At 75.5% G+C, this 24,867-nt stretch carries 20 protein-coding genes and 1 pseudogene; 11 read left to right on the forward strand and 10 right to left on the reverse strand.

The genetic code is table 11. The annotated features are described in order from the left end of the window. The first annotated feature begins 97 nt into the window (after positions 1-97). The gene (locus tag ACFUJY_RS11640; protein WP_383297770.1) at positions 98-1,375 is read left to right on the forward strand and encodes an MFS transporter; all 1,278 of its coding nucleotides are present in this window, start codon (positions 98-100) and stop codon (positions 1,373-1,375) included. 9 nt (positions 1,376-1,384) lie between these two features. Here ACFUJY_RS11640 and ACFUJY_RS11645 read toward each other — a convergent pair whose 3' ends face one another. After that, positions 1,385-1,753 carry a hypothetical protein gene (locus tag ACFUJY_RS11645; protein ID WP_383297772.1) on the reverse strand — a complete coding sequence of 123 codons (369 nt, stop codon included), beginning with the start codon at positions 1,751-1,753 and terminating at the stop codon, positions 1,385-1,387. 107 nt (positions 1,754-1,860) lie between these two features. On the opposite strand from ACFUJY_RS11645, the gene ACFUJY_RS11650 reads away from it, so the two are divergent. Together ACFUJY_RS11650 and ACFUJY_RS11655 are read left to right on the forward strand one after the other, a co-directional pair. After that, complete coding sequence (locus ACFUJY_RS11650; RefSeq protein WP_383297774.1) at positions 1,861-3,180, forward strand: MFS transporter; 1,320 nt, start codon at positions 1,861-1,863, stop codon at positions 3,178-3,180. A gap of 31 nt (positions 3,181-3,211) precedes the next feature. Beyond that, on the forward strand, positions 3,212-4,183 hold the full coding sequence (locus ACFUJY_RS11655) for a hypothetical protein (RefSeq protein ID WP_383297775.1): 972 nt from the start codon (positions 3,212-3,214) through the stop codon (positions 4,181-4,183). 257 nt (positions 4,184-4,440) lie between these two features. Here the strand turns inward: ACFUJY_RS11655 and ACFUJY_RS11660 are convergent, their stop codons facing one another. Then, positions 4,441-4,752 carry a hypothetical protein gene (locus ACFUJY_RS11660; RefSeq protein WP_383298090.1) on the reverse strand — a complete coding sequence of 104 codons (312 nt, stop codon included), beginning with the start codon at positions 4,750-4,752 and terminating at the stop codon, positions 4,441-4,443. Here ACFUJY_RS11660 and ACFUJY_RS11665 point away from each other — a divergent pair. Further along, positions 4,661-4,873, forward strand: a pseudogene (locus tag ACFUJY_RS11665) (phosphatase PAP2 family protein); the annotation flags it as partial. The gene ACFUJY_RS11660 and the pseudogene ACFUJY_RS11665 overlap by 92 nt on opposite strands. 93 nt (positions 4,874-4,966) lie before the next feature. Here ACFUJY_RS11665 and ACFUJY_RS11670 read toward each other — a convergent pair. From ACFUJY_RS11670 to ACFUJY_RS11680, 3 genes are all read right to left on the reverse strand, one after another. Beyond that, positions 4,967-5,653 (reverse strand): response regulator, encoded by a 687-nt coding sequence (locus tag ACFUJY_RS11670; RefSeq protein ID WP_383298076.1) that lies wholly within the window; start codon positions 5,651-5,653, stop codon positions 4,967-4,969. Between the two features lie 20 nt (positions 5,654-5,673). Continuing rightward, positions 5,674-7,113, reverse strand: a complete 1,440-nt coding sequence (locus tag ACFUJY_RS11675; RefSeq protein WP_383297776.1) for a sensor histidine kinase — start codon at positions 7,111-7,113, stop codon at positions 5,674-5,676. A 74-nt stretch (positions 7,114-7,187) separates the two neighbouring features. Then, a complete protein-coding gene (locus ACFUJY_RS11680; RefSeq protein ID WP_383297778.1) occupies positions 7,188-8,381 on the reverse strand; it encodes a flavin-containing monooxygenase in 1,194 nt (397 codons plus the stop codon). Between the two features lie 174 nt (positions 8,382-8,555). Between ACFUJY_RS11680 and ACFUJY_RS11685 the strand changes: the two genes are divergently transcribed. After that, complete coding sequence (locus ACFUJY_RS11685; RefSeq protein ID WP_383297780.1) at positions 8,556-9,338, forward strand: thioesterase family protein; 783 nt, start codon at positions 8,556-8,558, stop codon at positions 9,336-9,338. Positions 9,339-9,344: 6 nt separating this feature from the next. Here the strand turns inward: ACFUJY_RS11685 and ACFUJY_RS11690 are convergent, their stop codons facing one another. The 5 genes from ACFUJY_RS11690 to ACFUJY_RS11710 form a co-directional block, all read right to left on the reverse strand. Continuing rightward, positions 9,345-9,923 (reverse strand): DUF1707 domain-containing protein, encoded by a 579-nt coding sequence (locus tag ACFUJY_RS11690; RefSeq protein WP_383297782.1) that lies wholly within the window; start codon positions 9,921-9,923, stop codon positions 9,345-9,347. A 28-nt stretch (positions 9,924-9,951) separates the two neighbouring features. Beyond that, positions 9,952-12,069, reverse strand: coding sequence for an ATP-binding protein (locus ACFUJY_RS11695; RefSeq protein WP_383297784.1), 2,118 nt, complete (start codon positions 12,067-12,069; stop codon positions 9,952-9,954). Further along, on the reverse strand, positions 12,066-12,779 hold the full coding sequence (locus tag ACFUJY_RS11700; protein ID WP_383297786.1) for a DUF4255 domain-containing protein: 714 nt from the start codon (positions 12,777-12,779) through the stop codon (positions 12,066-12,068). The genes ACFUJY_RS11695 and ACFUJY_RS11700 overlap by 4 nt, the downstream gene beginning before the upstream one ends. Then, entirely contained in the window at positions 12,776-15,949 is a 3,174-nt protein-coding gene (locus ACFUJY_RS11705; protein ID WP_383297788.1) for a hypothetical protein, read from the reverse strand. Before ACFUJY_RS11705 ends, ACFUJY_RS11700 begins: the two co-directional genes overlap by 4 nt. 272 nt (positions 15,950-16,221) lie before the next feature. Beyond that, a complete protein-coding gene (locus ACFUJY_RS11710; protein WP_383297789.1) occupies positions 16,222-16,944 on the reverse strand; it encodes a response regulator transcription factor in 723 nt (240 codons plus the stop codon). 224 nt (positions 16,945-17,168) lie between these two features. Between ACFUJY_RS11710 and ACFUJY_RS11715 the strand changes: the two genes are divergently transcribed. The 6 genes from ACFUJY_RS11715 (at position 17,169) to ACFUJY_RS11740 (ending at position 24,843) form a co-directional block, all read left to right on the forward strand. Further along, positions 17,169-18,485, forward strand: coding sequence for a hydrolytic protein (locus tag ACFUJY_RS11715; RefSeq protein ID WP_383298078.1), 1,317 nt, complete (start codon positions 17,169-17,171; stop codon positions 18,483-18,485). 470 nt (positions 18,486-18,955) lie between these two features. Next, complete coding sequence (locus ACFUJY_RS11720; protein WP_383297791.1) at positions 18,956-20,482, forward strand: phage tail sheath family protein; 1,527 nt, start codon at positions 18,956-18,958, stop codon at positions 20,480-20,482. A 63-nt stretch (positions 20,483-20,545) separates the two neighbouring features. After that, positions 20,546-20,986, forward strand: a complete 441-nt coding sequence (locus ACFUJY_RS11725; RefSeq protein WP_018101393.1) for a phage tail protein — start codon at positions 20,546-20,548, stop codon at positions 20,984-20,986. After that, positions 20,983-21,474 (forward strand): hypothetical protein, encoded by a 492-nt coding sequence (locus ACFUJY_RS11730; protein ID WP_383297792.1) that lies wholly within the window; start codon positions 20,983-20,985, stop codon positions 21,472-21,474. The genes ACFUJY_RS11725 and ACFUJY_RS11730 overlap by 4 nt, the downstream gene beginning before the upstream one ends. Then, positions 21,471-21,629 carry a DUF6760 family protein gene (locus ACFUJY_RS11735; protein ID WP_018101391.1) on the forward strand — a complete coding sequence of 53 codons (159 nt, stop codon included), beginning with the start codon at positions 21,471-21,473 and terminating at the stop codon, positions 21,627-21,629. The genes ACFUJY_RS11730 and ACFUJY_RS11735 overlap by 4 nt, the downstream gene beginning before the upstream one ends. Positions 21,630-21,876: 247 nt before the next feature. Next, entirely contained in the window at positions 21,877-24,843 is a 2,967-nt protein-coding gene (locus tag ACFUJY_RS11740) for a hypothetical protein (protein WP_383297794.1), read from the forward strand. The last annotated feature ends 24 nt before the right edge of the window (positions 24,844-24,867 follow it).

The raw sequence follows: 24,867 nt of genomic DNA on the forward strand, positions 1-24,867 counted from the left end.
CCCTTCAGCCCGGCGAGGCCCCTGCGAAAAGGCCCTAGCTGGTATAGACCATAAGCTGATACATGTCTCCGGTGTGAAGGAAAAGTCAGCAGACTCCGTGCGCATTCCCGCCACGGACCCCCAGGCCGCCCCCGTCGGCCCGTCCCCTCTCCCACCCCTGCCACCCTTGTCCGAGGAGCCCGGCAGGCAGCTCTGGAACCGTAACTTCAGGCTGTTCTTCGTCGCCCGCACCGCCGCCGTCTTCGGTGACGGCATGATCCCCGTCGCCCTCACCGCGGGGCTCCTCGACGCCGGCCGGCCGGCCTCCTCGGTCGGTTACGCGCTGGCCTGCTGGATGGGCCCGCTCGCCGTGTTCGTCCTCTTCGGCGGCGTCCTCGCGGACCGGTTCACGCCGCGCCGCATGATGATCATCGCCGACGCGCTGCGGCTCGTCGGCGCCTCCGTGCTCGCCGTGTCCTTCGCGACCGGCAACCCGCCGCTGTGGGCGGTGTACGCGCTCAGCTCGGTGGCCGGCGTCGGCGCGGCGCTGTTCCAGCCGGGTGTCGCCTCCACCGTGCCGCGCGTCGCCCCGGACGTGCAGCGCGCCAACGCCGTACTCCGCGTCTCCGAGGCGCTGATGACCATGGCGGGCCCCGCCTTCGCAGGCGTCCTGGTCGGCCTGGCGAGCGCCGGCGCGGTCTACGCGGCCAACGCCTCCACCTTCCTGGTCTCCGGGGCGTGCCTCTTCCTGCTCCGCCTGGCCCCGGCCCCCTCGGACGAGGCGCCGCGCGGCTCGTTCCTCGCCGAGTTGGTGGACGGCTGGCGCGAGTTCACCGCGCGCAGCTGGCTCTGGGGTGTGATCGCCGTCTGGACGGTGTACGGCTTCGCCGTGCTCGGCCCGATGCTCCCGCTCACCGCCGTCCGCGTCACCGAGGCGCACGGCTCGGGGACGTACGGCGCGATGATGGCGGTGAGCGGCGCGGGCAGTGTCGTCGGCGGCCTGCTCGCCCTGCGGCTGCGCCCCCGCCGGCCCCTCGCGGCGGGCGCCGTCGCGCTCACCGGCGTCTGCGCGAACCTCGTGGTGCTGGGGCTCGGCCTCTCCGTACCGGCCCTGGGCGCGGGGCAGTTCGTGGCGGGCGCGGCCTCCGCGTTCTGGCTGGTGATGTGGTCGACCACGGTCCAGACCCATGTGCCGCCCGAATCCCTGAACCGCCTGCACGCGTACGACGTCGCCGGATCGCTCCTGATGGTGGCGGCGGGACGCGCGCTGGCGGGCCCGCTCGCGGACGAACTGGGCGCTGCGGAGGTGCTGTTCGCCGGGGCGGTGGTCAACATCCTGGCGGTGGGGGTGCTGCTCGCGGCCCGCCCGATCCGCCGCCTGGAACGGATCGGCTGACGCCGAGCACTACTTGTTGCGCGCCCGCTCCTCGGACTGCTGCATCTCGATGACGCGGAGGACGTGTGCGCTGGTCTGCCGGCGCACACTTCCGGCGACGATCAGCCCCGTACCGGCCACCGCGAGCGGTGCCGAAATGCCCAGCAGGGTCAGCTGCTCGGGCATGGTGGTGTCCATCTCGCAGATGGACGAGGCGCGGAAGCAGTACAGCGTGTCCTCGGTGTCCCAGATCAGGAAGCCGACCCGGACCCACAGCGCGCAGGCGATGAGCAGCAGCAGGGTGCCCCAGCCCTGCATCAGCGACGACGCGTGGTTGAAGCGCTGGCGTTCGGCCCACTGCATGGAGTTCCCCCGGGACTTGGACGGATCGGTGTGCACGCGATCGTACGCGTGTGTGGAGAGCGACAGGGTGGTGGCCCGATCCTTGCGAACCGTGGCCTTCGGGCCACTCGTGGGGAAGCGCCCCGCGCCCGGATGCTGAGCGGGTGAATCCGACAACCGAGAGCGCCGTCCCCGTCGCCCCGCTGCCGAACGCCCCCGGCGGGCCCCGCCGGTGGCGCGTCCACCGCGCGTGGATCGTCGCCGCCGTCACCTTCGTGACGATCATCGGCGGCGCCGCCTTCAACTCCCTGCCCGGCCTGCTCTTCGACCCGCTCCAGGACGAGTTCGGCTGGTCGCGCGGGGAGATCGGGCTGGCCGTCTCCATCGACATGGCGCTGTACGGGGTCACCGCGCCGTTCGCCGCCGCGCTGATGGACCGGTTCGGCATCCGCCGGGTGGTGGCCGTGGCGCTGAGCGCGGTCGCGGCCGGGGCGCTGGCGAGCGTGTGGATGACGGCCGCCTGGCAGCTGATGCTCTACTGGGGCGTCCTCGTGGGGCTCGGCACCGGCTCGATGGCGCTCGCGTTCTCCGCGACGGTCACCAACCGCTGGTTCACCGCCCGGCGCGGCCTGGTGACCGGCGTCCTGACCGCCGCCGGGGCCTCCGGCCAATTGGTCTTCCTCCCGCTCTGCGCGTGGATCGTGGACCGGCACGGCTGGCGCCCCGCGTCGGTCACGGTGGCGCTGGCCGCCCTGGTCGTCGTCCCGTTCGTGTGGCTCCTGATGCGCGACCACCCGGCGGACGTGGGGCTCGCCCCGTACGGCGGTGAGTACACCGAGAAGCCGGCGCCCGTGCGCGGGGCGGCGGGCCGGGCCGTCCGGGTGCTGTTCGACGCGGCCCGCACCGGCCCGTTCTGGCTGCTGGCCGGGTCCTTCGCGATCTGCGGCGCCTCCACCAACGGCCTGATCCGTACGCACTTCGTGCCCTCGGCGCACGACCACGGCATGCCGATCACCGCCGCCGCCTCGCTCCTCGCGGTCATCGGGATCTTCGACATCATCGGCACGGTCTTCTCCGGCTGGCTCACCGACCGCTTCGACGCGCGCCGGCTGCTCGCGGTGTACTACGCGCTGCGCGGCGTCTCGCTGCTCTTCCTGCCGCTCCTCATGCAGGCCACCGTGGAGCCGCCGATGGTCTTCTTCATCGTGTTCTACGGCCTGGACTGGGTCGCCACGGTCCCGCCGACCCTGGCCCTGTGCCGGGAGCAGTACGGGGAGGACAGCGCGATCGTCTTCGGCTGGGTCCTCGCCTCGCACCAGGTGGGCGCCGCGCTGGTCGCCTTCCTCGGCGGCGTGGCGCGCGACTACTTCGGCACATACAACGTCGTCTGGTACGCGGCGGGGGCGCTGTGCGCGGTGGCGGCGCTGATGGTCCTGGTGATCCGGCGGGTGAGGGGCCCCGAGGGGGCGGCGCTGGTGGCGTAGGGCGAGAATGCGGCGTGGGAGGGGGGTTCTCATGTCGAGCAGAACCGCGTGGGACACGAGCAGGCCGTGGGCGGACCGGCGACCGGCCGAGGTGCCGGACGGGCCGCCGCCCGTGTGGTCGGGGCGGTCGATCGTGGCGGGGGCGGGTGCCCTGTTCATGGGGGCGTTCCTCGTCATGGAGGTCTCCGGCATGGTGGACACCACCGTCGAGTCGCCCGCCCAGCCCGACGGGCCCGGCGGGGCCCTGCTCGCCGTGCCGTTCATGGTCTGCGTCGGCGGCCCGGCCGCGCTGTGGGGAAGCCTCGCGGTCGTCCTGCCCCTGGTGTGGGCGGCCCGCCGGCTGAGCGGGCGCGTGACCGGGCGGGACGTCTGGTGGTGGGTGCCGGCCGTCGCGGCGCTGGCGGCGGTCGCGGTCACCGCCGTCGTCGGGATCTGGACCACCGGGACCGGCACCCTGGCCCTCACCTGGCTGACCAGTGCCGCGCTGCTGACCGGGGCCGCCCTGATCGCCCGGGACTCGGCGCTGCACGGCCGACGGCTCCTGCGGACCCTCGGGTACGGCGCGCTGGCGGCGGTGGCCGTGCCCCTCGTGGGCGCCGGGGTGTTCGCGGCCGGGCTGGTCACCGAGTACAGCCCCCCGGAGGTGACCGCCGCGCAGCTCGCCGGGACCTGGAGCGACGGGCACGGCGGCACGCTGCGGCTGTCCGCCGACGGCACCGCCCGTGCCGAGCGGCTGACGGACCATGACTCCGCGTACGAGGACCACGCCGACGCGGACTCCGCCGCATACCGCTGCACCGGTACGGGCCGGTGGGCGTACGAGCCGGGTGACTCCTCCACCTGGGGTCAGCGCCTCAAGGTGCGCATCGAACGCTGCCGCTTCGAGGACTTCGACGCGTTCGACGACTCCGGCTGGCGTGTGGGCGGGACCCCGGAGCACCCGAAGCTGAACCGGCAGTACGGCGACCTCGACGCCCCGGAGTGGTACACCCTCACCCGCTGACCCGGGGGCGGGCGGGCCCCCTACCTTCGTCAGGGGTGGGTCCTGCCGTTCGCCTCGGGTTCCGGGCGTGCCCCGCCCCTAGGTTCGGGTCCCATGAGACGCAGAGCACGAGACACCGCACCCAGCACCCCGACCGCACGGCCCTGGCTCGCCTGCGCCGTGCTGGCAGGCGGAGGGGCCGCCGTCGTGGGCCTCGCGCCCGGCGGGCTGGGGGCGGAGCGGGCCGTGGAGGTCACGGACGGGGTATCGGCGGACGCCTACCGGTCGGTGGCCGACGCGCTGGCCGGCGCGCCCTCCTGGGCCGGGTCGTTGCTGGAGGTGGTGTGCGACGGGACGCTCGTGGTGCTCGGGCTGCTGCTGGCCTGGGTCTGCTGGAGCGCCGTGCGCAGGGCGGACCACCGCACCGTCGCCGGAGCGGTGCTCACCGGAGCGGGCACCGTTCTCGCGTACGCGGTCAGCGAGGCCCTGAAGCTGGTGGTGGACGAGGAGCGCCCCTGCCGGGTCCTGCTCCGCGGCGCGGCGGGGATCGCCGAGTGCCCGGCGCCCGGCGACTGGTCCTTCCCCAGCAACCACGCCACCCTCGCCGCCGGCCTCGCGGTGGGCCTGGCGCTGCTCCGGCCCGGGCTCGCCGCCCTCGCGCTCCCCGTGGCCGTCGTGGCGGCGGTGTCCCGGGTGCTGGTCGGCGCGCACTACCCGCACGACGTGCTGGCCGGGGCGGTCCTCGGCGGGGCGCTCGTCGCGGCCCTGCTCCTGGCGCTCCTGCCCCTGTCCGGGGCGGCGGTGTCAGCGCTCCTCGGCCGGTCCGGCGGCCGGAACGATGCCCGCCTCGTGGGCGACGACCGCCGCCGCGGCCCGGTTCTCCACCCCGAGCCGGGCCAGGATCGAGCTGACGTGCGCCTTGACCGTGCCCTCGACCAGGTGGAGCCGGCGGGCGATCCGGGCGTTGGGCAGCCCGGCGCCCAGCAGGGCCAGCACCTCGCGTTCCCGGGCGGTGAGCGCGCCCACCCGTTCCCGGGCGGCGGTGCGGCGGCCGGCCAGGGCACCGGCGCCGGTCGCCGAGAGATGGGCGACGACCCGGGCCGCGACCTTCGGTGAGAGATAGGCGGCGCCGTCCGCGACCGCCCGGACCCCGGCGATCAGCTCCTCCGGCTCGCCGGACTTGATCAGGAAGCCGGCGGCGCCGCCCCCGAGGGCCCGCAGGATGTAGTCGTCCTCGCCGAACGTCGTCAGCATCACGACGCCCGTCCCCGGCACGGCGCGCCGGATCTCGGCAGCCGCCTCGATGCCGTCGGTGCCGGGCATCCGGATGTCGAGCACGGCCACGTCCGGGCGGTGGAGCCGCACCCGCTCCACCGCCTCGTGCCCGTCGGGCGCCTCCGCGACGACCTCGATGCCCGGGTCGGTGGTGAGGACGGCCCGCACGCCCGCCCGGATCATCGGTTCGTCGTCGGCGACGAGGACGCGGATCATGGGTGGTCCCTCCGTCATGGTCATTCCGCGCCCGGGGTGAGCGCTTCCTTGGACATCAGCCTGCCGTCCCGGAAGCACAGCCGGTAGGCGTCTCCGGAGCGGTCGTCGAAACGGTCCGCCGTCATCGCGTAGTACGCGCAGCTGACGCCCGGACCGCGCGGCTCACCGGCCACCGGCCGCTGGGTGGTCTCGCGCGCGGGCAGCAGCCGCTCGACCGACGCCCGGTCCTGGCCCACCCGGAGCCGGGCGAAGTCGCCGGGGTCCAGGACGGACTGCCGGGCCGAGTGGATGTCCCAGCCCAGGAGCGCCGCGCTCAGCCCGGCCCACGCCGCCAGCGGCAGGACCACGGCGAGGGCCAGCGCCCGCCGGGCGCGCCCGCGCGCGTGCCGGTGCTCCGGGGGGAGCGCTCCGGGCGCGGGCGCGGGCGCGGCGGCCGGCAGCCGGGCGGGCGGGGTGTGCGGGAGGTGCGCGGTCACCGCGAAGCCGTCCTCGTACGGGCCGTGGGTGAGGGTGCCGCCCGCCAGGCGCACCCGCTCGTCCAGGCCGGGCAGGCCCCGCCCGGTGCCGGGGACGCCCTGCCGCCCGGCCGGTGCGGGGCCGTTCCCGACCCGGACCGTCGTCGTCCCGGCCGTGTGGGTCAGCCGGACGTCCACCCGGGCGCCCGGGGCGTGCTTGGCGGCGTTGGTCAGGGCCTCCTGGACGACGCGGTGGGCGGCCCGCGCGGCCTGCGGCGGCATCGCGGCCGGGTCGCCCTCGGTGTGCAGGGTGACCGGGAGGCCGGTGGCGGCGGCCTCCGCGACCAGCCGGCGGATGCCGGTGCCGGGCGGGCCCGGCGGCTCCTCGTCCGCCCGGCCGCCGCCGTCCTCGCGGAGCAGGCCGATGACCTCGCCGAGCCGTTCGACCGAGGCCGCCGCCCGGGCCCGGATCTCCCCGGCCGCCTCCCGGTGCGCCCCGTCCAGGCCGGGCGCCAGCTTGAGCGCGCCCGCCGACAGGGCGATGAGGCTCAGATCGTGGCCGATGAGGTCGTGCATGTCCTGGGCGATCCGGGCCCGTTCCCGCGCCCTGGCCTGCTCGGCGACGAGCCGCTGCTCCCGCTCCAGCCGCTCCGCCCGCTCCCAGCCGGCCCGTACGAGCTCCTGGTACTGCCACCAGAACCGCCCCGCGCACCACGGCAGCATCGCGGCCACCGCCACGACCGCGACGAACCGCCCCGCCATCAGCACCCAGGACGGCACGAGGGCGACCGCCACGACCCCGCCCGCGACGACCGCGACGAGCACCAGCAGGGTCGGCCCGGTCCTGCCCGGCACCCGCCCGGCGAGGAACGCGGTCACGGCGGCGGGCAGCGCCCACCACGGACTGACCGCGCTCAGCGCGACGCAGGCCGCCGCCGCCACGGTCAGCAGGTTCCCCGGCGCGGCGGCCCGCCGGACCGCGCCGCTGACGATCGCTCTCTCCATCCCGCGACCGTACGCACCCCGGCGCGGCGGCGGCACTGCCGAAAGTCATGGTCCGGCGGGACGCACGGGGTCCGTCAGCGCCGCGCCCGCCGGGCGACCCGCTTGGCGATCCGCTCCGCGTCGCGGGCCAGTTCGCGGAGCATGCCGCTGATGGGGTTGGTGAAGCCGGTGAAGTAGAGGCCGGGGGCCTGCTTGGGGGTGCGGGGGCCGTGGACCACCGGGCGGCCCCGGCCGTCCAGCACGCCGAGGTGGCCGACCAGCGGTTCGAGGGCGCGGTGGTAGCCGGTCGCGGCGATCACGGCCTCCGGGGTGGCCCGGGTGCCGTCCGCGAGGACCACCGCGTCCTCGTCGAACGACTCGACGGCCGCCACGGGCTGTACCCGGCCGCGCTTCACCGCGTCGATCAGACCGACGTCCTGGACCGGGATCGCGCCCTCCTTGACGCGGGAGTACAGGCCCGTATCGGGGCGGGGCAGCCCGTGCGCCGACAGGTCCGGCACGGCCGCGCGCGCCATCAGGCGGCCGGCCCGGTCCACCAGGGCGACGGGCAGCCGGCGGACCAGGATGCCGGTCGCCTGCGCGGGCCAGCCCGCCGTGGAGCGGCGCACGATGTGCGGGGCGGTGCGCACCGCGAGCCGTACCCGTGCGGCGCCGCCCTCCACGAGGTCCACGGCGATCTCCGCGCCCGTGTTGCCGACGCCGACGACCAGGACGTCCTTGCCCGCGTACGGGGCCGGGGAGCGGTAGTCCGAGGCGTGCAGGAGGTCCCCGGTGAACGTCTCGCGGCCGGGCCAGTCCGGCAGCCGCGGGGTGTGGTTGAAGCCGGTGGCGACGACGACGGCGCGCCCGGTCAGCTCGCGGCCCCCGCTCGCGCTCAGCCGCCAGCCGGTGCCGTCCGCCGCCCGGTCGATCCGGGAGACCTCGACGCCGGTGATCACTTCCAGCTCGTGGTGCTCGGCGTACTTCTCCAGGTACCGCACCACGTCGTCCCGGGCGACCCAGCGGCCGAACCTCCTCGGCATCGGCAGGCCGGGCAGCGCGGACCAGCGCCGGGTGGTGTGCAGGTGCAGCCGGTCGTAGTGGCCGCGCCAGGAGGCGCCCACGTCCCCGGACTTCTCCAGCACGACCGCCCGGACGCCCCGCGCGCGCAGGGCGGCCGCCGCGGCCAGTCCGCCCGGGCCGCCGCCGATGACGTAGACGGGGCGGTCCTCGGTGAGGTCGGTGGGGGCCGGGGACGTGCTACCGGCGGTGGGTGCGCTGTCGGACATGCTTCGGAGCGTAATCGCGTGACTCCTTGATGGGTCTCGGTCAAGACCGGAATCGATTGCGAATTGATCACGCTCGAACGCGGGTGCGGAGCGCGGTACCCGCGCGCCGGCCGGAACACCCCCGGTGGCAGGCTGTCGGTGCCCGATCCGTACGGCCGTGAGGGAAGCGATCCGTTGAACACCGGCAGCTACTACGAGCGCATCGACGCCCACCGCTACAAGCCGACCGCCCACGCGAGCGGCGCGTGGAGCACGGACGAGGTGCACTTCAGCCCGTTCGGCGGGCTCCTCGTCCACGCCGTCGAGCGCCATCTGGCGGAACGGCCCGGCGAGCGGCTGCTGTTGTCCCGGATCAGCTTCGACATCCTCGGCCGGCTCGCCCTGGACGAGTGCGAGATCCGGGTGGAGACCGTCCGCCCCGGCCGCACCATCGAGCTGGTGGAGGCCGTCGCCCTCATCGCGGGCCGCCCGGTCGTACGGGCCAGGGCCTGGTCGCTCGCCCCCGTGGACACGACCGGGGTCGCCGACGGCGAGGACGCCCGCCTCACCCCGCCCGAGGCGCTCGCCCCGTGGCCGATGGCCGACCTCTGGCCCGGCGGCTACATCGCGTCGCTCGACGTGCGCCCGCTCGCCCCGCCGCTGCCCGGCCGCACCACCGCCTGGATCTCCACCCCGCTCGACCTGGTCGCGGGCGAGACCGCCGGCCCGCTGGCCTCGTACGTGGCGCTCGTGGACACCGCCAACGGCATCGCCGTACGCGAGCAGCCCACGGAGTGGATGTTCCCCAACGTGGACCTGACGATCCATCTGCACCGCCAGCCCCGGGGCCGCTGGACCGGCCTCGACACCACGGTCGTCTTCGGCCCCACCGGCCAGGGGCTTACCAGCACGGTCCTGCACGACGTCGACGGACCGGTCGGCCGGGCGGAGCAGATCCTCACGGTCCGCCCGCTCTGACCGGCCTCAGCGCTTCGCGCGGCGCTCGCGCAGGCCCGGGCGGCGGATGCGGACGCCGCCCGCGCCGCAGGAGCCGGTGATCCTCAGCAGGGGCGCGCCCGGTGCCCGCTCGCCCTTGACCTTCGACTTCAGGCCCCCGAAGGCCAGGTCCAGCGCGTCGGTGTCCACGCCCCAGCCGTCCGGCACCACGATGCGGACCCCGCCCATCTGCGCGTCCACTTCCAGCTCGACCACGGGCACCCGGCACTCGGCGCCGCTGAAGTCGAGGAGGGCGCCGCCGAGGCCGCCCGACACGACGATGCGCGCGGGGACCTTCCAGCCGCCGGTCCGCCGCACCTTGTGCATGCCGCCCCGCACCGTCAGCGGCTCGCCCGTGTCCCGCGCGGCCGGCCCGCCCAGGTCCTCGGTGATCGGCGCGAGTTCGCCGTACGTCCTGGCCGTGAGGGCGAGGTTGAGGCGTTCGTCCAGCTCGTCCAGGTCGATCCGCCCCTCCGCCGCCGCCTCACGCAGCCGCTCGACCACCGCCTCGCGGTCGGCGTCGGATGCGCGCATACGGGCGGCGGAACGGGCGGGCTCGGCAGTCATGCACCTGATGATACGGAGCCCGGTACGGCTATCCGCGCCGCCTCGTACGCTCCAGCCACGGCCCGAACTCGCTCTCCAGGACCAGCCGTCCGAGCTTCCGGTACTCCGCCAGCACCGCCCCGACCAGTTGCTCCGTGTCCAGCGGACGGCCCGACTCCGCCGCCTGGTACGCGGCGGTCACCGCGCACGCCCGGATCGAGCCGCCGGTCAGCTCGAACCGCTCCGCGCACGTGGGCAGGTCGAGGTCCGGGGCGCGCGGGACCTCCGTACCCAGGCAGCGTTCCCACAGCGCGAGGCGCTGCTGCGCGTCCGGTACGGGGAAGTCGGCGACCACGTCCAGGCGGCGGGTGAACGCCTCGTCCAGGTTGGCCCGCAGGTTGGTCGTGAGCACGGCGATGCCGTCGAACGACTCGACGCGCTGGAGGAGGTACGCCGACTCCACGTTCGCGTGCCGGTCCTGCGCGTCCTTGACCTGCGAGCGCTTCCCGAAGACGGCGTCCGCCTCGTCGAACAGCAGCACCGCGTTGACCTCGGACGCCTCCACGAAGATCCGTTCCAGGTTCTTCTCGGTCTCACCGACGTACTTGTCGACCACGGACGACAGGTCGACCACGTACAGCTCCATGCCCAGGTCCGCCGCGACGACCTCGGCCGACATGGTCTTGCCCGTCCCGGACTCCCCGGCGAACAGCGCGACGATGCCCCGCCCCCGGCCGCCGCCCGGCCGCATCCGCCACCGCCCGAGCACCTGGTCGCGGTGGCGGGCGCGCAGGGCCAGGTCGGAGAGCTGGCGGCGGGTCGCCGGGGGGAGCACGAGGTCGTCCCAGCCGACGGTCGGCTCGATGCGCCGGGCCAGCCGGGCGAGCCCCGCGCCGTTCTGCGCCCGGACGGCGGTCCGCAGGTCGGCGGCGTCCACCGGGCGGTCCTGCTGCGCGGCCAGCCGGGCGGCCACATCGGCGGCCCGGCGGATCTGGCCGGAGTCCAGCCGGTACGCCCGGGTGGCGTCCGCGAGGCGGGCGTCGGCCTCCTCCGTCCCGGCGGCCAGCCCGTCGGCGGCACCGGCCCGGGCGAGCGCGCCGCGCCACCGCCGTACCGCGTCCGCCGGGTCCGGCGGCGGGACCGCGAGCGTCACCGGGCTCTCCCCGGCCCACAACGGGTCCCAGTGCTTCCGCCCGTACACGACCAGCGGCGAGCCGCCGCCGACCGCCGCGCACAGCGCCCCGACCAGGGCGGCGCCCTTGGGCTGTTCCGGGGCCAGGGCCTCCAGCGGGCCGAGGACGAGACCGCCGCCGCTCAGCCGGGCCTCGGTGGCCAGCATCCGGACGGCCCGCTCCGGCTCGGGCGCCGCCGCCAGGGCCGCCGGGTCCACCACGAGCGGGCGCAGCCCGGACGCGGCGAGCGCCCCGACGGCGAGCCGGGCCGGGTCGCCGCCCCGGTCCAGCAGGTGCGTGAACCCGCTCCCGGTGGAGGCCGCCGCCGCGACGCGCCGGGTGACCGGCCCGATGTCCGGCTCCCCGTCCGGCTCCGCCACCCGGACCAGGCCGTGCACCCGGGCGTCCACCTCGTCGTCGCCGAGCAGATGCGCGGTGATCCGGTCCGGGACGCGCAGCACCCTGGAGAGCAGGGGGCGTTCGGGCTCCAGCACCTCCACCAGGCCGGCCGCGACGAGCGGCGCGGACGGCGCGAACCGGAACCGTCCCGGGCCCGCGCCGGGCAGCCCGCACAGTTCGAGCGCCAGGCCGATCGTGGCGCGGCGCCGGGTCAGGTCGTCGTTGAGATACCCGTACAGCCGTTCGAACCGTGCGTCGATGTCCGGCGCCATGGCGACGAGCAGCAGGTCGAGGTCCGGGCCGGTCAGCCCGAACCGCCCGGCCAGCTCCGCGATCCGCCCGCTGCCGGACGGCGCGCCGGGCGCCGCGCCGGGCCCGAGGTCCGGCACGGGCAGGAACGCGTCGCGCGAGTCCAGGACGCGTTCGGCCGCGGCGGGCGTGAGGTACTGCCCCCGGAACGGGTCGTCCGGCGTGGGATCGCCCTCGTGCCGCAGTGCGACGGCGGCCCGGACGCGCCGCTCGACGTGCCCGAGCCGTTCCCAGAGCTCGGCGACGGCGGTGTCGGCCGCCGCCGGAAGCCGCTGTGCGGTGGTCACCGGGCCGCACCGCCCCCGCGCCGCCGCCGCCCCGGCGGCAGCTGCCGTTCGCGCTCGGCCGCGAAGCCCTCGCCCGCCGGGTCCGTCGCGCCGTCCCCGTACCGCAGCCGGCGGCCCGGTTCCGTGGCCGCGCCGTCCACGGCGGCGGCCGTGCGTACGAGCAGCCCCTCCGTGACCGGCGGGCCGGCCGGCTCCACCTCGCCGGACAGCGGGGCCCATACGCGTACGTCGATCGCGGCCTTCAGCTCGCCGCCCAGCGCGGACCAGACGTCCACCGTGGACGGGCGGTCGCCCGAGCCGGCCGAGGCGGCCTCCATCTCGACCGTCAGCCCCAGCTCGGCGAGGCTGCCCGTGAGGGTGCCGGCCGGCAGCGCGCGGGTGCGGATCAGGCAGCGCAACACCTCGGAGAGCAGCCGGTGCTCGTCCTGGGGGCGGTTGGTCCAGGCCGTCACCAGGTAGGTCAGCTCGAACCAGCGCGCGGGGGTGCGGCGGCCGGTGACCAGGCCCTCGGCGTCGTACTCCTCGGACGTGCCGCTGCGGCGGCGCGTCGCGTCCTCGCGGATGCCGTAGAGGAAGACGCTCACCGTGGGCGCGTTGCGGCGGGCGGACCAGTCCCTCGTCGGGGCGTCGAAGACCAGATCGACGCCGCTGTCCTCAAGGCCCGCGTCCACCAGCAGCAGCCGCAGCGCCTCGTCCACCTCGTGGATCACCGGCGCCCCATCTCGTCCGGCGGCACCAGGTTGCCCGTCACCACGAGGAAGTCCGTCTTCACCGGCGAGAAACCGGGGCCGGAGGCGGTGATCGTGCGCGGCCCGGTCCGGTCCTTGACCACGATCAGGAGCTGGGCGATGAACGTGCCGTCCCGGCCGGGCAGGGTGGGCGCGGCGGCGACCGTGATCCCGGGCTTCCAGGTCAGCTTCACGGGCACGCCGGGCGGGAAGTCCTTGCCGCGCACCGAGGTGACGAACCCGGGCTTGCCGATCTCCGGCACCGAGACGATCCGGGGCTGGAGGATGCGCAGCGGGATGCGCGAGACGTTGTCGCCCCGGTCCGCGTCGGTGCCGGTGGTCGTCAGCGTGCCGGTGATCCGGGTCGTGACGGCGCGGTCCGGGGCGAGGACGACCCGCAGCACCGAGGAGGCGCCCGGCGCCAGGTCGGGCAGGGCGCACACCCCGCCGGTGCAGCCCGCCGGGAGCGTGGCCACGGGGATGCGGGAGGGCAGCCCGAGCCGCAGCCGCAGACCGGTGGCCAGGGCGTTCTCGCCGTTGCGGACGGTGTACGTCACCACGACCCGGCCGCCGACGTAGCCGGGGCTGGGCTGTGCGCGGACGACGACCCCGGGACCGGCCTCCGGCGCGGGCGCCGGCGGCTGTGCGGGCGGCTGCGCGGCCGGGGGCGGCAGCTTGGGCGGGGTCGCCGGTCCGGAGGGCGGCGGGCTGGGCACGTCGGGCGTGGTGCGGACGCGTACGGAGGTTCCGGTGGCGTTGTCCGTGGGGTTCGGGTCGACCACCGCTCCGTTGACCGACCAGCCCAGCTGCCAGGGCCCGTTGGTGACGCCGATGAGCCGCACGGTGACCGGTACCTCGGCGCCGGGCGCCAGCACGCCGAGGTCGCAGCTCGGCGACGTGGTGGCGCAGGGGCCGTCGGGGGTGGTCATGCCCTCCAGCCGGACGCCCGGCGGGAGGTCGGCGACCAGCGTGGTCCCGGGGGAGGGGGCCGGGCCGTTGTTGGTGACGGTGACCGTGACGGACACCGAGGACCCGGTCTCCACGGTCGGCGCGGTGGGCGGCGCGGTGACGGTCAGGTCCACCTTCTGCTGGAACGCGGGCTCCTTCTGACGGCCGGGCAGCTCCGCGGTGAGCGGGGTCAGGGCGCCGGTGGCCAGGTCGAGTTCCGACAGCTGCTCGGGGGAGCTGGGCGCCCGGCCCCGGCGGTGGCTGAGCACCAGCCGGGAGCCGTCCGGCGACCAGGCCACGTCCCGCGGCTGGTACGGGCCGGTCGTCTCCACGTCCGGGATCTTCGCCGCGCACGCGGCGGGGTCGTTGCTGCGGCCGGCCGGCAGGACGACCCGGCAGTTCTTCCCGTCCGGCGAGACGACGACGACGCTGGCGCGCTGGTTGATCTGGTCCGCGCGGTCCTTGCGGTTGAAGGCGACGGACTTCCCGTCCGGCGAGAACGCGGGGCTGTCGTCGATGACCTTGCACTCGCCGGGGCAGCCGCCGAGGCGACTGAGGTCCTGCTGCTGCTTCAGGTCCTCCACCGGGGCGGTCCAGACGTGCTTGATGCCGCCGAGGCCCCGGACGACCTCGGCGCGGGTGAACGCCAGCACGGTGCCGTCCGACGACCAGGCGGGCTGCGCGTCGGCGCCGGTGACCTCGCCGGCGGGCGCCACGACCTCGCCGGTGATGCGCCCGGAGGCCACCTCCGCGACGAGCACCCGGCTGGTCCAGGCACCGTCCGCGCCGGGCGTGGACCGGGTGAAGGCGAGCCGGGTGCCGTCCGGTGAGAACGAGGGGTCGGTGTCGCGGTCCCCGGGGCCGCGCCCGTCCAGCTCCATCGGCGACGGGTGCTTCCCGTCCGTGTCGACGAGCCAGATCCGCTGGACCCGCTGCCCGTCGAGCTCCTCGAAGCGGGTCACGGCGATCCGGCGCCCGTCGGGGGTGTACGTCTGCCGCTCGGTCCAGGGGTCGTGCCCGTCGGCCGGGTGGAACAGCGGGTCGTCGGCCGGGTCGTCGCTGGTGTTGGTCCGGGCCGCGGGGTCCTCGCGCAGCACGCCGACCCGGAGGTCACGGGGGTCCGAGCCGTCCTGCCGCATGTCCTGGAGCGTGACGAGGGCGGCGTCCTCGGTGGTCCTGCGGGTGACGACCGCGGACCAGGAGTCCCGGGGCCCGAGTGCCGCCGGGGTCCCCACCTCGCGGTCCTCGTCGAGCACCATGCGGGGGGTGGGGTCGCCGAGGGACCCGATCCGGTAGACGTGGTCGTAGACGGAGCAGCCGCAGTCCGTGTTGGGGCTGAGGAAGAGCAGGCCCTCGCCGTCGGGCAGCCAGGCCGGTGACCGGGAGCCCCAGTCCTTGCCGAGACCGGTGAGCACGGGCCGGGCGGTCCCGGACCCGTCGGTGGTGACCCGCAGCCGGTGGCCGGTGTCCGTGTCGGAGGTGGGCTCGACGTGCAGCGTGTAGGCGACGAGCGAGCCGTGGGTGCCGTCCTTCACCGGGTTCCACTCGGGCTCGTCCGCGTCGCCCTCGGTGCTGTCGCTCAGGCACGTCACCGTGCCGCCGTCGAGGTCGCGTGCGTAGATCTGGGTGCCCGGCTCCGGGCCGCCGTCGCTCGCGTACGCGATGCGGGTGCCGTCCGGGGAGAGCGTCGGGGACGTCTCCTCGTCCGGGGTGTCCGTCAGCTGCCGCAGCTTCCCGGAGCCGTCGGTGGGCACCGACCACAGGTCCCGGCTGCCGCCGTTCCCGGGCGAGTCGAAGACGACGGTCTTCCCGTCGTAGGAGAGTTCGGGATGCGCGGCGTCCACACCGTGGGTCAGGCGCAGTACGCCGCCGTCCGCGCGGCGCAGGTAGACCTGGGGGCGCGTCTCGTCCCGCAGGCTGGTGAAGACGAGCGCGTCGCCGCGCCCGTACGCGTCCTGGTCGTAGTGGGCGGGGTCGTCGCTCTCGAACAGGTCCTCGGTGGTCTTCTCGGACGCGACCGTGCCGAGGCTGCGGTGCCCCGTACCGGCGAAGGCGATCCGCCCGGTGTCGGCCACCGCCTTCGACGCCGCGGCGGCCGGCTGGGCGCCCTGCGGAGCGGACACGGAACCCGCCACCAGCAACGGCGCCAGCAGCACCGCCGCCCCGCCGAGCCGGCGCAGCCGGGGACCCTTCGGACCGCCCACAGTCCACCTCGCAGTCTGAATCGATGGTTCTCCACGACGAGCATCCCGTCCATGGGGCCGGTGGAACAGGGCCGGGAGTACCCGGGGCGGGGGAAGAGCGGGTGCCCTTTGCGGCTGCCGCGGCCCCGGCGGCCCGCCCCGGACCGTTCTCTCGTCAAGGCGCCCCGGCCCCCGCGGAGTTCGGTCCGCCCGCCGGAGGGCGGGCGGAGGCACCGAGGGGGCAACGGCGGCTGCCCTCCCGGTGCCCGGTGCGCGGTCGGCCCGGGTGCGCGTCAGATGAGCCCGTGCCGCATCGCGTACCCCACCGCGTGCGCCCGGTTGCGCAGGTTGAGCCGGGTCGCGACCTCGTGCAGCACGTTCTTGACGGTGCGTTCGGAGTACGAGGTCTTCTGCGCGATCTCCGCCGTGCCGTAGCCCTCCGACACCAGCCGGATCATCTCCGCCTCCCGTGTCGTGAGCGTGGACAGGGAGAGGCCCCTCGGGTCCAGGACCGAGCGGTGCAGGCTGCTGACGTGGTCGATGAGCTTGCCGAGGAGGTCTCCGGGAAGGACCCCCTCGCCCTTCGCGATGGCCGTCACGAGGTGGACCAGCCGGTCCTGGTCGGCCTCCCCGCGCCGCAGCACGGCGGCCACCCCGTACTCGATCAGCGTCTGGAGGGCGCCCGCCTCGAAGTACCCGACGACCAGGCCCGTCCGGGTCGCGGTGTTGCGCTGGAGGCGGTGCAGGAGCTGGACGGCGGGCTCGTTCACCACGTCCACCACCACCAGGGACACCTGGGCCCGGTCCGCCTCCTCGTCCGGGACCAGCTCGATCTCCGGGCGCCGGCGCAGCTGTTGCACCACCCCGGTCCGGAGGATCAGGTCCTCCGCGTACACCGCCACCGAGACCCGGCCGGACGCCGGGGCGGGTATGCCGGGCGCGGGCTGCTCGGGCGGGGCGAGGCCGCGCGGGCCCGCCGCCCCCGTCGTCGTCATGTCTGTCGTGATCGTGGTCATGCTCTCGTCCTTCTGGGCCGCTTCCGCCGGTTTCCGATGCGTGAGGTCGGGTACGCGCTCGTCCGGGCGGCGCAGGGCGACCTGGCGCGGGGATGCGGTGCGGGCACCCGGCGCGGGTGTGCCCCCGGGGCACCGCCCCTGCCCGCACATTGCCCTCGCGCCCCTGCTGCCGGGGGTGCGGTGCGGCCTAGCGTCGCAGGGTGACCACATCTGCCGAACTCGCAATGCCCACGGTGACGGTGTCGCCCGGCGCCGAAGCGACGACCACGCTGACCGTGCGCAACGACGGGGACATCGTCGAGGCGTACACCCTCGACGTGGTCGGCGACTGTGCGGCGTGGACCACGGTGGAACCGGCCCGGGTCTCCCTCTACCCCGGCACCTCCGAGACCGTCACGGTGCGGTTCGCGCCGCCCCGGTCCCACGAGGTCCTGGCCGGTGAGAAGCCCCTGGGCATACGGGTCCTGCCCGCCGAGCACCCCGAGTCGGTGGCCGTCCCGGAGATGACGGTGGTGGTCGAGCCGTTCCACGAGCTGCGCGCGCGCCTGGAGCCGGGGCGCCGCCGGGGCTGGCTGGGGGCCCGCTTCCGTACCGTCGTACAGAACCGTGGGAACGCTCCCACGGAGGTGTCGCTGAGTGCCCGGCAGCCCGGCGAGGAGTTGCGCCTCGCGTTCACGCCGGAGCGCCGGAAGCTGGAGCCGGGCGAGTCCGCCGAGGCGGCCCTCCGGGTCCGGGCCCGGAAGCTGATCTGGTTCGGCGCGCCGGCCGCCTGGCCGTTCGAGGTCGTGGCCGGGGAGCCGGAGGACGCCGGGGCCGAGGAGGCCCGGGTGGGGCGGCCGGAGCCGCTGCCGGGTGAGTTCGCCCAACTCCCGCTGTTCCCGAAGTGGTTGCTGATCCTGCTCGCCGCGATCATCGCCCTGCTGCTCGCCTGGTTCGCGCTGGTGCGCCCGGCCGTCCGCAGCACCGCCAAGGAGGCGGGCGCCAAGGCCGCGCAGGAGGAGAACCGGCAGCCCCGGCAGGAGGGTTCGGCCTCCGGCGGCGGGCAGCAGGAGCCCCAGGGCAAGGGGCAGGGTGCGGGCGGCGCCGACGGGTCCGGCGGTGCCACGGGCGGCTCCGGCCCGGCCGGCTCCACGGGTGGGACGGGCGGCTCCGGCGGGACCGGCGGGACCGGCGGCCAGCAGAGCTCCCAGACCATCGACGTGCAGACGGGCGCGGGTGGCCGGAAGACCGGCACCTATGTGGTCCCGGAAGGCAAGACTTTCGGTGTCACGGACATCGTCGTGGCCAATTTCCAGGGCGACGAAGGGCTGCTGACGATCTCCTTCGGGCAGCGGAAGATCACCACCATTGCCCTGGAGACGTTCAGGAACCAGGACTATCACTGGGTCACCCCCATTCAGATACCGGAGAAGGCGGCGGTCACCGTTTCCGTGACCTGCGCAAAGCCTGGGACACCGGCCACCGGTAAGCAGGCTTCCGGATGTCACCAAGTGCTCAATGTCAGCGGTGTGCTGAGCGATGTTTCGCGAGAGGAACGATAGCGCCGGATTACTGGCCTTCTGTTCCGCCTGTATGAACAGACGGGTTTCTCACCTGCGAGGATGCGCCACCCGGCGTTCATCCGGATGTGGCCCTTCACACACCCGGACACACCTGGAACGACTGGACGCGCAAATGCGCGGAGCGCGGGCAGCGGGCCAATTCCGGCGTTTCCCGGGTGATTCCAGGTCATTTCCGTGTGCGGTAAATGGACTGGACCACCCGGCCGTGCGCTCGGTGGAGCGGATCGGGACTCCATCGGTTCCCCGGAGCGACCGAAGAAATCCAGCCGATCTCGCGGGCCGGCCCGGTACTTTCTGGCTGAAACCAATCCCTCGCGCCCGGTGTGCGGACGCACCGCCCCGGAAAGGCAGCCGCCCTGCCCCCCGGCCAGGACTTTGAGACCTACTGCCCCCGCGTACGCCCTGGCAAGACTGGGCGGGCGAACGACTGACCAGCCGAAGGAGCGAGCATGCCGTCGTACCTCACCCCAGGTGTTTACGTGGAGGAGGTGCAGTCCGGAGCACGGCCCATCGAGGGTGTCGGCACCGCGGTCGCCGCCTTCGTCGGCTTCGCGGAGACCGGCCCCTTCCACCGGCCGACGCTGGTGACCAGCTGGGACCAGTACGTTTCGACGTTCGGCACCTTCACCCCGGACACGTATCTGACGCTCGCCGTCCACGGCTTCTTCAGCAACGGCGGCGGCGCCGCGTACATCGTCCGGATCGGCGGCCCCGCCGAGGACGCCCCGCGGGACGACGCGCCCGCCACGGCCCCCTCCGTGGCCATCGGCGGCTTCCTCGTCTCGGCCCGCCAGGGCGCCGGCGACGGCATCTCCATCGAGGTCGCCGACGCCGAGGGCGAGAACCCGCCGGAGGACCGCTTCCGCCTGCTGGTCCGTCAGGGCGGCAAGGTGGTCGAGACCTTCGACACCTCCGTACGCAAGAACGTCAAGGGCTACCTCGTCACCCAGGCCCGTCAGTCCAAGCTCATCGAGGTCACCGAGCAGCCCGGCGCGGCGCAGTCCCGCCCCGAGAAGCAGAGCCTCACCCTCGCGCCCGCCGCCCCGGACGCGAGCACCACCGGCCGGACCGGCCCCACCGAGTACGTGGGCGACGCGTCGGCGCGTACGGGCATCGCGGCCCTCGAGGCGATCGACGAGATCACCATGGTCGCCGTCCCCGACCTGATGAGCGCCCACCAGCGCGGCGACATCGACGACGAGGGGGTCAGGGCCGTACAGCTCGCCCTCATCGCGCACTGCGAGCAGATGGGCGACCGGGTCGCCGTCCTGGACACCCCGCCCGGCATGAACGCCCAGCGGGTCCGCACCTGGCGCAACGACGACGCCGGCTACGACTCGCGCTACGCGACCGTGTACTACCCCTGGCTGAAGGTCCTCGACCCGGCCACCGGCCGCCAGACCCTCATGCCGCCGAGCGGCCACGTGGCGGGCGTCTGGGCCCGCAGCGACGGCGAACGCGGTGTGCACAAGGCCCCCGCCAACGAGGTCATCCGGGGCGCGCTCGACCTCGAACTCCGCCTGAGCCGGGGCGAGCAGGACCTGCTCAACCCGATCGGCGTCAACTGCGTGCGTGCGTTCCCCGGCCGGGGCATCCGCATCTGGGGCGCCCGTACCCTCTCCTCGGACCCGGCCTGGCGCTACCTCAACGTCCGCCGGCTCTTCAACTACCTGGAGGAGTCGATCCTCCTGGGCACCCAGTGGGTCGTCTTCGAGCCGAACGACGACCGCCTCTGGTCGAGCATCCGGCGCAACGTCACCGCGTTCCTCTCCGAGGAGTGGCGCCGGGGCGCGCTCTTCGGCCGTACGGCGGAGGAGGCGTTCTACGTCAAGTGCGACCGGGACAACAACCCGCAGGAGTCCATCGACCTCGGCCAGGTCGTCTGCGAGATCGGCGTCGCGCCGGTGAAGCCGGCGGAGTTCGTCGTCTTCCGGCTCTCGCAGTTCTCGGACAGCACGAGTCTCGTGGACGAGTGACCGCAGTCCCTCTCCCGCAGTAACTCAGCAGACGACAACGAACGGAACAGGTGACACACAGTCATGGCAGAGGGCGACGCTCTTTCCACCCACGTCTTCGGCGTGCAGCTCGGCGGCTATCTCGTGGAGTCCATCCAGGAGATCAGCGGCCTGACCGTCGAGGAAGAGGTGGTCGAGGTCCGGCAGGTGACCTCCACCGGCAAGCAGATCATCCGCAAGCAGCCCGGCGCGCGGCAGGCGGGCGAGGTGACGATCACCCGGGGACTCGACAAGAGCAGCGAGTTCACCAAGTGGATCAAGGAGACGCTGAACAACGGCGCCGTCGACACCGCGCGGCAGAACCTCACCATCGAGATCAAGGACTCCAAGGGCGACACCGTCCGCCGCATCCAGCTGATGCAGGGCTGGGCCAGCCGCTGGGAGGGCCCCTCGCTGAAGGCCGGCGAGTCCAGCGCGGCGACCGAGACGGTCACCATCACCTTCGAGGAGATCGTGGTCGAATGAGGCGCAGGACCGTTTCCGGCGGCGGTCTGGAGGAGGTCCTGGACAGCCTCGCCGCCGCCGCGCCGGCGCAGCCCGAGGCCGCCCCGGCCCCCGCGCCCGCGCCGCCCCCGGCCGCGCGCCGGCCCGACGAGTTCGACTTCGAGCTGCCGCGCGGTTACATGGACGACGAGGGCCGGACCCACCGGACCGGGACCATGCGGCTCGCCACCGCCCGCGACGAGCTGCGTCCGCAGATCGACCTCCGGGTCAAGGAGAACCCCGCGTACCTGAGCGTGGTGCTCCTGAGCCAGGTCATCACCCGCCTCGGCACGATCACCGACGTGCACGCGGGGGTGGTCGAGCGGATGTACGCGACCGACGTGGCGTTCCTCCAGGACTTCTACCGCCGCATCAACAGCGAGGGGCACACCCACGCGGCGGTCACCTGTCCGCTGTGCCAGGGCTCGTTCGAGGTGGACCTGTCGGGTGAGCGCCTGGGGGAATCGTGACGTACGCGCCTTCCCGGCTGCGGGAGGAGATCGCGTACATCGCCTACCACTTCCACTGGCAGCGCGAGGAGATCCTCGACCTCACCCATGGTGAGCGGCAGGAATGGGTGAGGGAGATTGCGCGGATCAACACCCGCGTGAACGAGAGCGGGTGAGGGCGTGGAGTTGAGGGGCTGGTTCCGGAAGCGTCCGGCGGCGGGCGCCCCCGCGGCGGACCGGGCGCCGGGTCCCGGCGCGGGGTCCGAGGCGGCCGCCTCCCCTGGCCCCGGCCCGGCGAGTCCCGGCACGGCTGGTCCCGGCACGGCGAGTCCCGGCCCGGCGGGTTCCGGTCCGGCCGGTCCCGGCTCAGCTGGTCCCGGCTCGGACTGGGACGGCGGCTGGCGCCGCGTCGCGCCGCCGACGGTGACCGTCGCCCGCTCCTCGATCGGCGTCAGCGACGGCCTGCGCTTCCGGTCCCGCCTGGCGTCCTGGCAGAACGTGGCCTACAGCGACAACGACCTGGGCCACGCGGTCCTCCCGTCCGCCCCGGTGGGGCGCATCCACGGGGTGACCCGGACGCCGAGCACGCCCCGCAACCGCCCCGCGGAGGCGCCGCTGGTGTTGCGCGCGGCGGACGCGCCCTTGGCGCCGCTGGCGCCGCTGGCGGGTGAGGGGGAGGCCCCGCCGCGCCCGGCCGCGCCCAGGCGCGTGGTCCCGGCCGTCCCCGGATCGGCGTCCCGCCCGTCCGGGGCCGGTACGCCGCCCGCGCCCCCGCAGGCGTCCCCCGCACCGGTACGCGCCCGCCGCACCGCGCCCTCGCTGATCGTGGCGCGCCGCCCGTCGACGACCCCGCGCACCCTGTCCACCCTCGCCTCCACGGCGGTGCCCGCGCCGGACGCGGGGACACCTCCGGTACGCCGTGGGCTCGGCGACCCCCTGGGCGCGCTGCCGCCCGGGGCGGACGCGGAGGTGCGACGGCCTTCCGCCGGCGGACCGGAGCTACCGGTGGTCCAGCGCCGGGCGGACGCGTCCGCCACGCCCGGGCGCCCCGGCCCGGACGAGCCCTCGGCCGAACCCCGGTCCGCACCGGGCCTGCCGGTGGTGCAGCGCCAGGCGGACGTGTCTGCGCCCACCGGTCCGGCGGCGGGGTCCCCCGTACGTCCGACGTTGGACGGGCAGCCGCCCGTGGCGGTGCCGGGTGGGCCGGTCTTGCCGGCGGTGCAGCGTCAGGCGGAGGAGCCCGCCGCGCCGGGGGCCCCCGACTTGCCGGTGGTGCACCGTCAGGCGGACGTGCCTGTGTCCTCCGGTCCGGCGGCGGGGTCCTCCGCACGTCCGACCCCGGACGGGCAGCCGCCCGTGACCGCGCCCGGTGGGCCGGTGATTCAGCGTCGGGCGGACGCGCCCGCGTCCACCGGATCGGCGGCGGGTTCCCCCGTACGTCCGACCCTGGACGGGCAGCCGCCCGTGACCGCGCCGGGCGGGTCTGCCCTGCCGGTGGTGCAGCGTGAGGCGGAGGAGTCCGCCGCGTCGGAGCAGCCCGTGTCGGGCGCCCCCGCCTTGCCGGTGGTGCAGCGGCAATCGGACGTGTCCGCGTCCACCGGCCCGGGGGCGGGTTCCCCCGTACGTCCGACCCTGGACGGGCAGCCGCCCGTGACCGCGCCGGGCGGGTCTGCCCTGCCGGTGGTGCAGCGTGAGGCGGAGGAGCCCGCCGCGCCGGAGCCGCCCGTGCGAGGCGCCCCCGCTCTGCCGGTGGTGCAGCGGCAGGCGGACGCGTCCAGCGGGGCGGCGGCCGGGGGCTCCGTGCCTCCGGCGTCGGGTGGGCGGTCGTCCCTGGCCGTTCCCGCCGGAACCACGGGCGCCCAGGCCGGGCCCGCCCTGCCGGTGGTGCAGCGCGAGGCGGACGCGCCCGCGTCCACCCCGCAGTCCGTACGGCCCACCCTGGGCGGGCAGTCGGCGTCGGCCGGGGACACGGGCGCCCGGGCCGGGGCCGGGCTTCCCGTCGTCCAGCGTCAGGCCGACGACTCCGCCGACCCCGGGCGGCCCGCGCCGGGTGTCCCCGCCGGGCCCGGCCTTCCCGTGGTCCAGCGACTGGCGGGCGACTCCGCCGCGGCCCCGGAGGGACCGGCCGGCCCGTCCGTGGTGCGGCGGTCGTCCGCCTCCCCGGCCCCCGTGCGCGGCACGCGTCCCACCCTGGGCAAGCCGCTCCGCGAACTCCCCGCAGACGCGGCCCCGTTCGCCCCGTCCACCGCCCGTGACGCGGGCGGACCGGGCGCGCTGCCCGTCGTCCAGCGGCAGACGTCCGACGGCGCCGCCACCCCGCCCACCGGCCCCGGCTCCCAGGCCCGCACCCGGGGCGGTCTCGGCGCACCGCTCGCCGCCCTCCCGCCGACCGCCGGCACCGCCGACGACGGCCCGCACCGGGCCCAGCCGGCCGCCCCGCAGTCCGGCCCCGCCGCGCCCTCCGCGATGCCCCTGCGCGCCACGCCTCCCGCGCACCGCGCCACCGCCGACGACGGTCCGCCCCGGGCCCAGCCGGCCGCCCCGCGGCCCGGCCCCGCCGCGCCCTCCGCGCACCGCGCCGCCGGCACCGCGCCCGTCCGGGTCCAGCGCGTCCCCTCCCGCCACGGGCCCGGGCCCGCCCCCGTCCAGCGCGCCCGCGCGCTCCTCGCGGCGCGCACCCTCACCGTGCGTACCGGCGCCGCCGACGGGTTCACCGCCCCCGAGTCCGCCGCCGCGACCAGGCCCGTCGTACCGGCCACCTGGCGCCGTGACACGCCGCGCCCGGAGGCGGCGGCGCAGCCCGTCGTCCAGCGGGTCGCCGCCGACCCGGTCGCCGCGCCGCGCCCGCACGCGCCGCTCCCGGCCGCCCGGTCCGCCGCGCCGCAGGAACCCGCCGTGCCGGCCGCCCTCGCACCGGAGTCCGCCCACCGGGCCCCGGTCGTCCGCCCGCACCCGCCCGGCACCCCCCGCCCCGGCGGCTCCGCCGCCCCCGTGCAGCGCCTCGCGATGCCGGTCGTGGCGGAGACCGGGGCCCCCGCCCCGGGGCCCGAGCCGGAGGCGGGCGCCCCCGCCGGCGTACCGCAGCCCCTCGCCGTACGGCCGTCCGCTCCCCGGACCGGCCAGTCACCGCCCACGCAGGGGAACACGCAGGCGGACACGCAGGCGGTGCAGCGTGCCGTGGCCCAGGCCGGTCTCGCCGGCGTGCCGGTGACCGTCGTGCAGCGGCAGCCCGCCCGGGGTCCCGCGCCCGAACGGCCCGCCGAGCCCGCCCCGGACGTGGACGTCGAAGACCTCGCCCGACGCCTCATCGACCCCGTCGCCCGGCTGCTCAGGGCCGATCTGCGGCGGGGCCGCGAACGTTCCGGACGTCCGTACGACGGCCGCCGCTGACAGGGAAGCGCTGGAGAAGGAAAG

The sequence above is a fragment of the Streptomyces sp. NPDC057249 genome (genome assembly GCF_042669245.1).
Lineage (GTDB): Bacteria > Actinomycetota > Actinomycetes > Streptomycetales > Streptomycetaceae > Streptomyces.